Source organism: Pedobacter sp. PACM 27299 (assembly GCF_001412655.1).
In the GTDB taxonomy this organism is placed as follows: Bacteria; Bacteroidota; Bacteroidia; order Sphingobacteriales; family Sphingobacteriaceae; genus Pedobacter.
Genome location: NZ_CP012996.1, coordinates 5,721,561 through 5,735,014, shown reverse-complemented (window position 1 = coordinate 5,735,014; position 13,454 = coordinate 5,721,561). Strand labels below are relative to the sequence as shown.

Sequence of the window (13,454 nt, the reverse complement as noted above, 5' to 3'; positions counted from 1 at the left end):
TTTTATCGTTGATGGAGGGTGATAAATAAACTTTCTGCAAATTTCATAGATACATTTCTGGCTTCCTGATCGGAGAGCTGAATGCTCATAGAACCGTCGAAATCTATGCGTTCTAATACTTTTATAGGGGTTCCAATGGTAATTTCCAGTTTTTCCAGGTATTGCAGGAATACAGTAGAGGTGTCTTTTACCGCTACTACCCAGCAAACTTCCCCTTCTTTCACTTCCGAAAGCAAGATCTTTTCCACCTTTGGCATATCGCCATTGGCTTTTGGAATAGGATCACCATGTGGATCAAATTCAGGGAAACCCAGAAACTCTTCTAACTTATCCACCAATTTATTGGATTGGATATGCTCTAACTGTTCCGCGACCTCATGAACCTCATCCCAACTGAAATCCAGCTTTTCATAAAGAAAAGTTTCCCATAGGCGGTGCTTTCTTAAAATGGCAATCGCTTGCTGCTTTCCAGCATCAGTCAGTAAGATCTTTCCGTATTTCTTATAGTTGACTAATTCTTTTTCTTTCAGCTTTTTCAGCATATCCGTGGCGGTGGCAGGCTTTACACCTAAATGGGCCGCCATTTCATTGGTGCCAGCTTCAGGCTTGTCCTCATTCTGAAAACTTAATTTCAGTAAGGCTTTTAAATAGTTTTCTTCCGTGTAAGATAGCATGGAACAAATATAAAACAATAAATCTCAAATAACATTTGTTAGGTAAGTCTAACTTTTATAGTTTTGTATTGTTTTGTTAGTCTAACTTTTTAAATTAAGTATATATGAAAATAATTTTTACACGATCCTTTGTCTTTATTTTGTTTTTACTCTGCAGTTTGGCGGTTACCGCACAAAGGGGTACCATCCGGGGAAGGGTGATTTCAGAAGGAAGCCCGCTTCCACAAGTCAATATTAGTATTGGGCAGCCGGCTATAGTGACCACTACTGATAGTGCTGGTTTTTATGAATTAACCTCAGTAAAAGCGGGGAGTTATAAAGTTCAGGCCTCTGCAGTAGGCTTCAAGAAGATGTTTAAAAGCATTGTTTTGAAACCGGAAGAATCGCTGCGGTTGGATTTCGACCTCAGTAATTTTCAAAACGACCTGAATGAAGTCGTGGTTACCGGTACGCTAAAAGAGGTGAATAGGTTGGAAAGTCCAGTGCCGGTAGAAGTGTACACGCCTGCGTTTTTTAGAAAAAATCCAACACCTAGTATTTTTGATGCCCTGCAAAATGTGAATGGGGTAAGGCCACAGTTGAACTGCAATATTTGTAACACCGGAGACATCCATATCAATGGATTAGAAGGCCCTTATACCATGATTTTGATTGATGGGATGCCAATTGTAAGTAGCTTATCGACGGTGTACGGCCTTTCTGGAATTCCAAATTCTCTGGTAGAACAGATCGAGATTGTAAAAGGGCCGGCCTCCTCTTTATATGGAAGTGAAGCTGTTGGAGGATTGATCAATATCATTACTAAGAAACCTCAAAATGCACCTTTGTTTACTGCCGATATCTTTGGAACTACCTATCAGGAGTTTAATGCAGATCTTGGGTTGAAAACTAAACTGGGTACGGCGACTGCATTAACGGGTATTAATTATTATAAATTCGGGAATGTGGTAGACCATAACCACGATAATTTCACCGATGTAACTTTGCAGGACCGCATTTCTATTTTTCAGAAATGGAATTTTCAACGTAAAGACAACAGGTTGTTTACTGTTGCAGGTAGATATTTGTATGAAGATCGCTGGGGTGGAGAAACAAATTGGAATAAATCCTACCGTGGCGGCGATGAGGTGTATGGAGAAAGTATTTATACCAAAAGATGGGAATTGATTGGAAATTATCAATTGCCTGTTAAAGAGAAAATGTTTTTTGCCTTCTCGTTTAATAACCATGACCAGGATAGCCGATACGGTGATAAATCGTATATCGCCAATCAAAAAGTAGGATTCGGTCAGCTGACCTGGGATAAAAAGATCAGCAACCATGATTTATTGATCGGAACGGCATTGCGCTATACCTATTATGACGACAATACGCCGGCAACGGAGCTGAATAATCCCGCAAAAAATATTTGGCTGCCCGGGATTTTTATACAGGATGAGATCCGTTTGAATGCTAAACATTCAGTTCTGGCAGGTTTCCGCTACGACTATAATTCTCTTCATGGCAATATCTTAACGCCAAGAGCGGCCTATAAATGGAAGCTGAACGATCAGAATATCCTTCGTTTAAATGCTGGAACCGGCTTTAGGGTAGTCAATATCTTTACTGAAGACCATGCCGCATTAACCGGTGCCAGGGATGTAGTCATTGCCGCAAAACTGAAACCTGAAAAAACGTATAATGTAAACCTCAATTTCCTAAGGAAAATGTACGCCAATGATGGGACATATTTTGGAATTGAAACCTCCGCATTTTATACACATTTCAATAACCGGATTATTGGAGATTTTGATACTGATCCGAATAAGATCATCTACGATAATCTGGATGGTTATGCCGTGAGTAAAGGCTTTACCGCGAATTTCGATATGGCCTTAAATAACGGTTTAAAAGTGGTTATAGGCGCTACTTACCAAGATGTAGCTACCTACGAACATGGCATCAAAAAACAGCAGATCCTGACAGAAAAATTTTCCGGTAATTGGGCAGTTTCGTATAAAATCAGAGCGCTGGATTTAGGGATTGATTATACCGGTAATGTCTACAGTCCAATGCGACTGCCCTTACTTGGTCCTCTAGATCCGAGGGATGAATTTTCTCCTACCTGGAGTATCCAGAATATCCAGTTTACCTATAGTGGATTTCAGCGTTTTGAACTCTATGGCGGTATAAAAAACCTGCTGAACTGGACACCAAATCGCGGAAATCCTTTTATCATCGCAGGAGCAAATGATCCGTTTGATAAAAATGTGGTTTATGATGACCATGGCAAAGTAAAACCCACAGAAAGTAATCCTTATGCCTTAACCTTTGACCCGAATTATGTGTACGGGCCGAATCAAAATATCCGTGGTTTTTTTGGCATCAGGTATACCATAAAATAGTACGAATAGTTTAACTTTATGGCATGATCTACTACTCGACCTATCAGGCAGCAAGGGTGATTGCCCCAAAAGTTGAAGCTATCTTCGCAGCACATCTTTCTGCTGCCCGAGAAAGTGGAGAGGATGATCTGGCGCCATTGCCTACTGCAAATGTGGTTGAAGCGATCATTGACGCTACTTTCTGGGCTAGTTTGCGCAAAGAGGAGGGACATTCACCAAAGATTTCTTTGGCTTATCTTCCTCCTCAGCAGGCGGGAAATCCACTACTTTTCAAACACCGACTGCCTTTAAGCGCTGGAATTCTAACTAAAATCGCACCTGGTGTGGAAAGAGCAGGAATTCATCTGGGGGTATGGATGGAAGATGATGAGCTTTTTATCTGGGGAACTACGGTAAGCATTCCTAATTTCTGCTTTGTACTCGATGTTTCTGAACCGGCTTTGCTAGTGATTAAACACCGCCGGATCTACGGATTTGGCAAGTTTACTAATATCGCTGTGCTCAAAGGAGACCAGGTGAAAATGGTAGAGGAAAACAATACCGATATGAGGGATTGTCCGCCGATGCTGCTTTCCTTGCTCGACCTGACCGCACCTTCTTATTGGAATGATTCGGTGAATGTAATGATTCAGCTTGCCGTTTCTATGCGGAGCCATGGAAGAGGCGGAACCTTGCTAATCGTGCCAAATGAGACCAATCACTGGCTGCAATCTATTATTAAACCAATTCAGTACTATGTACAGCCGGCTTTTACAGGGCTTTCCAAATTACTGCAGCAAGACCGTAAAGAAGCGAGTCAGATTTTTTGGCAAACTGCCCTTAGGCGTGAAGTAGAGCATCTGGCAGGTTTAACCGCAGTGGATGGTGCTACCGTGATCAGCAACGATTATGAGCTTTTAGCTTTTGGTGCTAAGATCGGCCGGGCGAAAGGAAAGGATAATATTGACGAAATTTCTTTCTCAGAACCGATTAAAGGTGGGGATGCTATTGTGGTTCATCCTACAAAAGTAGGTGGAACAAGACATCTTTCTGCCGCTCAGTTTGTCCATGATCAAAGAGATGCGACGGCATTAGTGGCCTCTCAGGATGGTCATTTTACCATTTATAGCTGGTCTGTCAGACAAGATAGGGTGCAAGCTCACCGGATTGATACCTTGTTGCTGTAATTCTTTGTAGTAAAAAAGGCTTAATGATCTTTTCTTAACTGATTTTGACCGCATAAAAAAAGCGTACGATAAGTACGCTCTAAAAATTAATTAATCTCTGTTTTTCCCCGATTTAGGAAAAAACAATCGCTCCAATTATCGTTGCCAGCAGCAAAAAGATCAGCACGATCCGATCTGCATTAATCCACTCTCTTTGTGTCAATGCCTTTTCAGACTTTTCTTTCTTTTGCCTTGCAAAAACATGAAATATGGAAAACGATTTACTTAACATAGGTAGATGTTTTTCTTAGATATGCTTGATTTAATGCAAACTGCGAGCCAAACTAGCGGATAAATGTTGGAATGTTCATAATTTGTACTTTTCATTGATTTTTACCTTTATTTAGTTCGTTTTTACACTCATTATCAGGTATTTGGTGTGGTTCTTTCATGTGCGCTGTACTCTTTTTAAGACTTTTATATAAATCCATTGTTTTATTGCGGTGAAAAATAATCATGCTGATTTACAGCTGTTTATATGGTGTTGTTATTTTTATATAGTACTATGTATTGCATATTACTATATAAAACACATAACTTTGAATTATGATAGCAGAAAATACACAAACACAAATGCGAAAGGGCATACTGGAATACTGTGTGCTCCTGATCATATCCAGAGGAGAGATCTATGCTTCTGATATTATCGCAGAATTAAAGTTGGCAAAATTGCTGGTAGTGGAAGGTACTTTGTACCCTTTGCTTACACGTTTGAAGAACAACGGCTTGTTGAGTTACAACTGGGTCGAATCGACTTCCGGGCCACCCAGAAAATACTACGTGTTAACCGAAGAAGGAAAAGCCATCCTTAGTCAGCTGGACCATACCTGGCAGGAATTGGCTTACGCCATCAACACCTCTAAAAAAGGAACAACTATGGAATCCGAAATCCAAATAAACCTAACCAAATCATGAAGAAGACTTTAAATATAAATATTGGCAACTCCATCATCCACCTGGAAGAAGATGCCTATGAGACGCTCACCGTTTACCTGAATGAAGTGAAACACCATTTTGCAAAAAATGCAGATGATTTCGAAATTGTAACGGACATAGAGAACAGGATTGCAGAGATGTTTGGAGAGTTATTGACGCAACAGCAAAAGCAAGTCATCGATATTCAGGATGTACAGTCGGTGATCGCCCAGATGGGTTCTGTGAAAGACTTTGAAAATTCGGAAGAGCAGGACGAAATGTCGGGTAATCCACAGCAGGCTATGCCTCCTCATGATGGGATTAAGAAATTGTTCCGTGATACGGATCAGGCAATGATCGCTGGTGTATGTGTTGGATTGGGACATTACCTGAATATCGAAGCACGCTGGGTGCGTTTGGCAGCATTGCTTTCCATCTTCATGGGTGGCTCAGGAATTCTAATTTACCTGATCATGTGGATCGTAATTCCTAAAGCAGAAAGCAAGTCTGATAAAATGGCCATGAGAGGGGAAGAAGCTAATTTGCGCGGTTTTATGAACAGCCACCAGAATCCTTTGGTAAAACAATCCCGTGGTTTTCTTGCCGAGTTCTTTGAGTTTCTTGGGAACTTTATCAATGGCACTGGAAAGGCTGCGCTTAAATTGGTGGCTACTGCCATCGTCATCTTCGGTTCCTTTTTATTGCTGATGCTGATCATCAGTCTGGCGGGCGTATTTGGAGTATGGGATGCAGATGTCTATTCTTATTTCCCTTTCAGTATCATCAATGAAGCCTATTTCAGCAAAATGATCCTCGCTGTTTTTGTGGTTTTTCTGATTCCAATCCTGGCACTGGTACTGTTTTCTATCCGGGTTGCTTTTAATGGCAAACCCATCCATAAAACAGTTTCTTTTGGCTTATTAGTGATTTGGCTGGCAGGTGTTGCCGTATCCGTATTTTACATTGCTAAAGTAAGTGCTGAGTTTAAGGAAAGCGCGGAATTTGCACAGGTAAAGGAATTGGTGCCTCATCAAACTCTGGTTTTGTCTGTTGATAAAACCAGGTTCTTCACGAAGGAGGACAGCCTAAACTACAAGATTGATCCGATCAAATATAAGGGTCGCAGAATCTTAAAAGATGGCCGTGGGCCAATGGATCAGCCAAGAAATATGAACCTTAGACTGGAGAAAAGTGAGAACGGAAAAATGACACTTTCGGAAAACTACAGTGCTATGGGGAAAACATTTGAGATGGCTTTGAAAAACGCGCAGAACATACACTATGATTTTCAGCAGCGCGATTCGGTATTGAATTTTAGTTCTGGTTTACAACTGCTAAAGAAAGCGAATTATCGTGCTCAGGAAGTGCAGTTGGTTTTAAACATACCAGTGGGTACTCATTTAAAGATCAATCGCAATTTGAGAGAATACTTAACCGGGCACAATTACTGGGATTGTTATGCGGATGACAGCAAAGAGTTTTCGGAATGGGTGATGACCGAGAACGGATTAGAATGTCTGAGTGAACGTATAGACGATCACTCAGACGAATAAGTCTTATTATTTTACGGAGTAGCGGTAGACAAAGCGGCTTAAATTACCGAATTTGTCTACCCCTTCAATTACTGCTTTATATGTTCCTCTGCCATCGGCATTCCAGTAGTCTAATACCAATGGGGTAGAACCATTAAAATTCACTTTAGGGTTCCAATAAATAGTGGTTCTCAGGTCGTTGAAGTTATAGGTATTTGCAGGATTGATATATTTAGGCATATAAAATTCGCGCTGTTTGCTAAATCCTTTCGGATTAAATTTAAGCATATTTTCCTTAGGAAGGATTTTCTTTAAATCAGCAAGGCTCATCGTGCTTTTCACTACTTTTTTTGTGTTTACTACAAGTACACCATTTGTGTTGTACATCCTGTTGATCGTACCCAGATCATCTTTAGTGAAGACCTCTACGGATTCTACTTCTTTCGGATTTACCCCTAATAATGCCATATAATCCAGGGCCATTCCATTGATAAATATTTGTACTGGAACCCTGCTGCCGGATTGATAATCACGGGTCACGTAGAAATTGTTTTCAAAGTACGTTAAACCCATGGCCATTGTCTGTAAACATAAGGCCAGAGAATTGCAGTCCTTTAATCGGTCTCCATCAATCACTGTTGCATTAATAGAACTTAACCCAGAAAGACTTGGATGGTCTGCATGACTCGGTCTTTTCACTTTAGCACCTTCAATTTTTACCTCTTTTAAGGTACGTAAGAAGTTGTATTGTTTCTTGCTATTGTTCAGGTAAGCAGATAAGGTACTATCGATATTGTCTGCCGATCCAATATGGCTGATGTTTTTTCCAACATCAGGTAATGGAGAACCATCCAGTAAAATCATCAGATTAGAACCATTGGTGCTATATTTTGCATTGATCAGCACTTCTGACGAGTCTGGAATAACCAGGTTTCCAAAAGCAAAAATACCCGAAGGGCTGGTGATCGCTTCTGCAGAAATACTGGTTCCAGGAACAGTTAAACGCAGCGCACCCTTTCTTACTGGCATCCCTGTACGATCTCTCAGTGTACCGGTAATGCGCATATCTTGCTCTGGTAATAAAGTGATTGATGCAGGTTTACCTGTTAGGAGGTCTTTCATGGCAAATCTGCGGAAGCCCTGAGTTAACAGGAGCAGGTCTAAATCTGCCAGCTTTTTCTCATCCGGTTTAGTGAAATAGTAATTCGGTTTTTCCACATAGCCCTGTAGATCTGAGGTCAATAAAAGGGAGCTTAATATCGTAGTTTCTGAATCTTCATCTACAGGAACTTTCGTTTCGTCGGTTACGGATACAGAGTAAGTGCCTTCTAAAGGTTGCGTTGCATTTTTAGGGATGACACTTAGTTTTACTTTTTGCCTTGGTTTATAGGTTGGTAAATCTGTTTTAAGGCTCAGGTTTTCCTGTGTAGGATAATTGAAAGCCAGACGCTCATTTAAGGGCTCTCCATTTTCAGCAATCAAAGTCACCTGTACGATTCCTGCTGGGAATTTTTCTTTAGGAATCTTTGCAGAGTTCACTTGTGTAGCCAGACGTGTTTTTGCGGCATAATAGATAATTCCACCTTGCGTGCCTATAATAAAAAAGGTTTTTCCTTTGTTTTGCTCAAAATATGGATCATTCGCAAGGATCTTTAGGTTAAAATTAACCGGGTCAGTATTGGTGATCTGGGTAATGATTCCTGCTGGATTTGCCTTTGGGAGATCAAAAGATTTAGTGCTGCCGTCTTTAAAAGTCACATTCGCTTTGTAGGTTTTTCCCGCTTCTGAGTTCAGGTAGAAAGAGCCCATTCCTAAAGCATTAGAGCTAAATGAAGCCAGGTTATTTCCTGCATTATCAGTAATGTTTCCGGTTAATGGCGCAGCAAGTCCCTTTGCATTCAGGGATTTGAAACTCATTCTTACGGCCAGTCCATTGACCAATTCTCCACCTTCCGGGAAAAATTGGAGGTCATTGTCTGATTTAACAGGTCTTAAAGGGAAAGAGGAAGTCAGGATTTCTTTTTCTGTCAGGCTGAGATCCGTGATCAGCTCCCCATTGGTGATGATTTCATTTTTACGGGGTTCTATTTTAATTTTCAAAATCCCATTCTGATCTGTCGTCCCTTTTCCTTTACTTACCGTCTCGTAATTGGAAATGACTCTCCAGTTCACTACTTTATTAGCCTGTACTACTTTATCCGCATTCTTAAACTGAATAATCGCGTTGATGCTTTGGCTTTTATCAGTTTGGGTGCTGGTATAATTGAAGTGGGTGATCAGTTGTTTTTCTATCGCTTCACCAATTGGAATGGTTTTTTTGAAAAAATACTGATCGCTAAAATTCAGCATCCATACCGTATAGGCCCTGATGAAATAGTTGCCTTGTTTATAATTTCCAGGGGTTAATGGAATGTTTCCAGCAGCCACACTGTTTGTGGTTGGCAGTTTTAAAGTTTCTACCAATGAATCTCTTTCATTGATCACATCCACGTAGACAATTTTACTGAGCTGCGATGGAATATTTTGTTCCATAGTCAGATAAGCTTTAAACCAGATTGTATCCGCAACACTATAATAGGGCTTGTCGAAATGTAGGTACACTTTCTCTATAGGCTGCTCGTCGGAAAGTTTTTTGGTTTTGCTAATGATGTTGTTTAAAACAACACTGTCCTGTTGTGCATTTGCAGAAAAGTGCAAAGTGGTGGATAGCAAAAGAAAGGCAATAACGAAGTTTATCAGTTTCATCAAAATAGTTAAAAACGGTTAATATGGCTAATATATTCATTTATGGAGGGAATAGCCTTATGCTGAGTGATGTTTAACATATTTTTACATTTAAAAAAGACGAAAGGAAGGGGAGATGCTTTTTTGTAAATGTGGATTGTTTTTTTGATTAACATGCTGGTTAAAGCTAAATTAACAAGTTGTTGTGAGGTTGTCCACATAATTGTGTGGATAACCTGGGTGTTTATGGGTCATTGATGTGGAAAAACTCAAAAATGTGGTGGATGCATAAAGGATATGCACATTTAATTTTTGTTCTTACCATAGATTGTGGATGAGAATGTGAGTTGTGTAAGTGTTTAAGTTGTTGTATTTGTGGTGATTAATAAGTTACTCACATTAGGTTGTTCACATTTGATTGTGGATAAGATCTGATGTGGTGAGTCACCGTTTTAGGCATAAAAAAACGCCTCCGTCTGCTATTAAAGCATACAGAGGCGTCTCTTAGATCGATTTAACAGCTTTTAACTGTTAATAACCTTCCTTATTTGAATTCAATCAGGAAATCAGACATTGGAGTACGTACCTTTTTTAGGTTCACTAACCAGTCGCCAGTTTCTGATCTATATCCTAGAGGTAACAAAGTTGTGCTGCGCAATCCTCTTTCTTTTAATCCTAACAATTCATCTAATTGAGCAGGATCAAAGCCTTCCATTGGAGTTGCATCAACTTTCAATAAAGCGGCTTCAGCCAAAGCTACACCAAAGCCAATGTAAGCTTGTTTTGCAGCATGGTGGAAATTCTCCTCCGGTGTTTTTGCGGTATACAAACCAATCAATCTGTTCAGGTAATCTGCATTGGCATCTTCTGGTAAACCACGCTCTATATTGCCTTGAGTAAATATGTGTCTGATGTTCTCTTCTGTATAGTTATCCCATGCTGCAAAAATCAACAGGTGTGAAGAATCTGTAATCTGTTCCTGACCAAAAGCGATCGCTTTGATTTTTTCTTTTAATTCCTGGTTAGTCACTACAATTACTTTGAATGGCTGTAAACCAGAAGAAGTAGGTGCAAGATGCGCAGCTGCAACAATCTGATCAACTTTGTCTTGCGAAACCTTTTCACCATTCATTTTCTTAGTGGCATAACGCCAGTTTAATGCTTCAATTAAGCTCATAATATATCTTTTTTACGTAAATGTTCTTTTTCTTGGGTGTTAGTTATATAGCAACCAAATAAATAACACTGTTAGCAAATGTACGTATGTTACTATAATCTGTATTCATCTTTCTGGCTTTTTACTTTTAGATGATACTCGTTTCTACCCAGACTGCACACGGTTATTCCTGATAGTTGTAAAATAAGATTTGGATTATTTTAGTTAATTAACTAAACTCGTTAATTATTATGCAAGCATAGCTAATTTACTAAAACTCTATTTAACTATTTGTTGTTTAATAAGTATCAATTTAATTCTAACCATATATGAAAAAGATTTTACTTAGTTGCTTGCTGGCCCTGCCCGTTCTGGGCTATTCCCAGTCTTTTCAGGTCAACCTGCAAGGACAAAAACAAACTGCTATGGGCGGGGCGGGGACAGGGCTAGCCCTAGATGAAGCCGCAGTGTTTTTCAACCCAGGTGCCGTATCCTTTCTGAAAAAGAATGGTGTACAGGCTGGAATCTCTCCATTGTACCTGAAAACAGCTTTCCGTGAGAACGGTTCCAATGTCACAGAATACAATAAGGATAAGATTGCAACTCCGATTATGGGTTATGCCGTATTCGGATCTCCTGAAAACAGGCTTCGCTTTGGTCTGGGAATTTACACGCCTTTTGGTGGTGCCATGCACTGGAAGGAAGATTGGACGGGAAGATATTCAGTGACTTCACTGGATTTGCAAGCCATCTATATCCAGCCAACTTTAAGTTTAAAAATTACTGATCACATCGGTATTGGTGGTGGTCTGGTTTACTCATTAGGAAAAGTAGACCTGAGAAAGGCATTGCCTTATACCTTGAACGATGGCCGACAAGCTTCTGCAAAACTAAAAGGAGATGCTAAAGATTTTGGATGGAATGCAGGTATTTATGTGGAAACGGTATCTGGAGTGTCTATCGGGGTAACCCACCGTTCGCAGGTTACTGCAACCGTTAAAGATGGAGATGCTATTTTTGATGTACCTGATGCAATCAGAGACCGTGTACCTACTAAATTCGGTGCAGAGCTTCCTTTACCTGCTACTACTACGCTGGGATTAGGTTTCCAGCCTTCGGATAAGACAACACTTGCCCTGGATGTGAACTGGGTACATTGGAGTAAATATAAAGAGCTGGCTTTTGATTATAATAATAATTTTGTGTCGCCTCCTTCTCCAAGAAATTACCATGATGCTGCGGCATTGCGTTTTGGTATTCAAAATCAAACCACCAATAGATTGGCTTTACGCGCTGGTATCGGCTATGCTTTTACCCCAGTAGGAAAAGGTTATGTGACGCCGGAAGTGCCGGATGCGAACCGTCTTTTGCTGAGTGCAGGTATCGGATTTAAGGCAACGGAGCGATTCAATATCGATTTTTCTTTCTTATATGAAAACGTAGAGAAAAGAAATGAAACAAATATTGAAACCCAGTTGAGCGGTGAGTTTAAAACATTGGCCTATATCCCTGGTATCTCTTTCTCTTATAAATGGTAATCCACCTCTTCAGACAAATCACAATGAACTCAAAATATATTTTTAGAAGTATAATTGCGGTCGCTATTCTTGGAATGGCCTCCTGCAAACCCGAACTAAGCACGATTACTCCATCTAAAGGAAGCGCTGATTTTTCCAGATATATCGCTGTTGGTAATTCCCTGACTTCCGGTTATGCCGATAATGGACTATACCTGGAAGGACAGAAAAACTCTTTTCCTGAAATGATAGCTACTCAGATGAAAACAGTTGGTGGCGGTGCTTTTTATACCCCTTTTTTTAATGAATCTCAAGCAGATGGTTCTGGATATAAAATCTTGAAAGGTTTTACCCCAGCAGGTCTCCCAATTATTGGTGATCAGAATACAAATACTGCGGTACGTACTACTACACCTACGGTGTTGCTGACTAAGTATGTTGGAGAAATCAACAATTACGGTGTTCCTGGAATTAAACTGGTGCATATCAATATTCCTCAGTATGGTAACCTGAACAATTTCTACGAAAGGATGCTGCCAACGGATTTCCCTAACAACACGACTACTACCTACCTGAATTTTGTGACTTCAAAACCATTTACCTTCTTTAGCATGTGGCTGGGTAACAACGATATCCTGGGTTATGCGACTTCCGGAGGGGCAAATCCTGCAGATCAGCCTACAGATAAAAATGTATTTGCCAGTCTGTATGCGGATGCGGCAAATAAGATGACGGCGAATAATGCCAAAGGCGTGGTAGCCACCATACCGGATATTTTGAAAACACCATTCTTTAATACGGTTACTTTGAATTCTCTATTGGCTGCCGTACATGTGACTGCACCAACCATAAATACGATTTATATCAAAACAGGCAAGAATGCGACCAGAGCAGCTACCGTAAAAGACTTTTTTGTATTGCCATTGGCATCAGCAAATCTTATTGGTACCGGTGCCGTTCCTTATGGTTTATTTCCTTCCAATCCAGTGGAAAGTCAGTGGGTATTGGATGAAGATGAAGCTGGGATAGTTTCAGATTATGTGGCTTCTTATAATAATACAATTAAAACTGTAGCTGCAAACAAAGGCTTAGCAATTGTGGATGCTTATGCATTGTTAAGAGAATATGGTGCTGGTAAAGTGGTAAATGGCGTACCAATTAGTGCGGCTTACATTACAGGAAATCTATTCTCTCTGGATGGAATTCACCTCACTCCAATGGGTTACGCCTTAGTAGCCAATGAATTTATCCGATCCATTAATTCGAAATATGGCTCTTCTATTCCAATTGTAGATGTGACGAGATACAGAGGGGTTAAATTCCCTTAATAATCACAGACTGAGCAAA

Annotated in this window: 10 protein-coding genes; 6 read left to right on the top strand and 4 right to left on the bottom strand. The window is 40.2% G+C overall.

Features of this window, described 5'->3' with window-relative positions; translation table 11 throughout:
* Positions 1–2: 2 nt before the first annotated feature.
* Complete coding sequence (locus AQ505_RS24125; protein WP_062550521.1) at positions 3–674, bottom strand: metal-dependent transcriptional regulator; 672 nt, start codon at positions 672–674, stop codon at positions 3–5.
* Between the two features lie 104 nt (positions 675–778).
* Between AQ505_RS24125 and AQ505_RS24120 the strand changes: the two genes are divergently transcribed.
* Both AQ505_RS24120 and AQ505_RS24115 read left to right on the top strand, forming a co-directional pair.
* A complete protein-coding gene (locus AQ505_RS24120) occupies positions 779–3,058 on the top strand; it encodes a TonB-dependent receptor (protein ID WP_062550520.1) in 2,280 nt (759 codons plus the stop codon).
* 23 nt (positions 3,059–3,081) lie between these two features.
* Positions 3,082–4,224 (top strand): putative sensor domain DACNV-containing protein, encoded by a 1,143-nt coding sequence (locus AQ505_RS24115; protein WP_062550519.1) that lies wholly within the window; start codon positions 3,082–3,084, stop codon positions 4,222–4,224.
* Between the two features lie 112 nt (positions 4,225–4,336).
* Here AQ505_RS24115 and AQ505_RS26740 read toward each other — a convergent pair whose 3' ends face one another.
* Positions 4,337–4,495, bottom strand: coding sequence for a hypothetical protein (locus tag AQ505_RS26740; protein ID WP_197286263.1), 159 nt, complete (start codon positions 4,493–4,495; stop codon positions 4,337–4,339).
* Between the two features lie 314 nt (positions 4,496–4,809).
* On the opposite strand from AQ505_RS26740, the gene AQ505_RS24110 reads away from it, so the two are divergent.
* Positions 4,810–5,178, top strand: coding sequence for a PadR family transcriptional regulator (locus AQ505_RS24110; protein ID WP_062550518.1), 369 nt, complete (start codon positions 4,810–4,812; stop codon positions 5,176–5,178).
* Positions 5,175–6,731, top strand: coding sequence for a PspC domain-containing protein (locus tag AQ505_RS24105; RefSeq protein WP_062550517.1), 1,557 nt, complete (start codon positions 5,175–5,177; stop codon positions 6,729–6,731). Before AQ505_RS24110 ends, AQ505_RS24105 begins: the two co-directional genes overlap by 4 nt.
* A 6-nt stretch (positions 6,732–6,737) precedes the next feature.
* Here the strand turns inward: AQ505_RS24105 and AQ505_RS24100 are convergent, their stop codons facing one another.
* Together AQ505_RS24100 and AQ505_RS24095 are read right to left on the bottom strand one after the other, a co-directional pair.
* Complete coding sequence (locus AQ505_RS24100; RefSeq protein WP_062550516.1) at positions 6,738–9,455, bottom strand: carboxypeptidase-like regulatory domain-containing protein; 2,718 nt, start codon at positions 9,453–9,455, stop codon at positions 6,738–6,740.
* Between the two features lie 523 nt (positions 9,456–9,978).
* A complete protein-coding gene (locus tag AQ505_RS24095) occupies positions 9,979–10,611 on the bottom strand; it encodes an NAD(P)H-dependent oxidoreductase (protein ID WP_062550515.1) in 633 nt (210 codons plus the stop codon).
* A gap of 308 nt (positions 10,612–10,919) precedes the next feature.
* On the opposite strand from AQ505_RS24095, the gene AQ505_RS24090 reads away from it, so the two are divergent.
* Together AQ505_RS24090 and AQ505_RS24085 are read left to right on the top strand one after the other, a co-directional pair.
* Complete coding sequence (locus AQ505_RS24090) at positions 10,920–12,128, top strand: OmpP1/FadL family transporter (protein WP_062550514.1); 1,209 nt, start codon at positions 10,920–10,922, stop codon at positions 12,126–12,128.
* A 23-nt stretch (positions 12,129–12,151) separates the two neighbouring features.
* Positions 12,152–13,435 carry an SGNH/GDSL hydrolase family protein gene (locus AQ505_RS24085; RefSeq protein ID WP_062551192.1) on the top strand — a complete coding sequence of 428 codons (1,284 nt, stop codon included), beginning with the start codon at positions 12,152–12,154 and terminating at the stop codon, positions 13,433–13,435.
* Positions 13,436–13,454 lie beyond the last annotated feature (19 nt).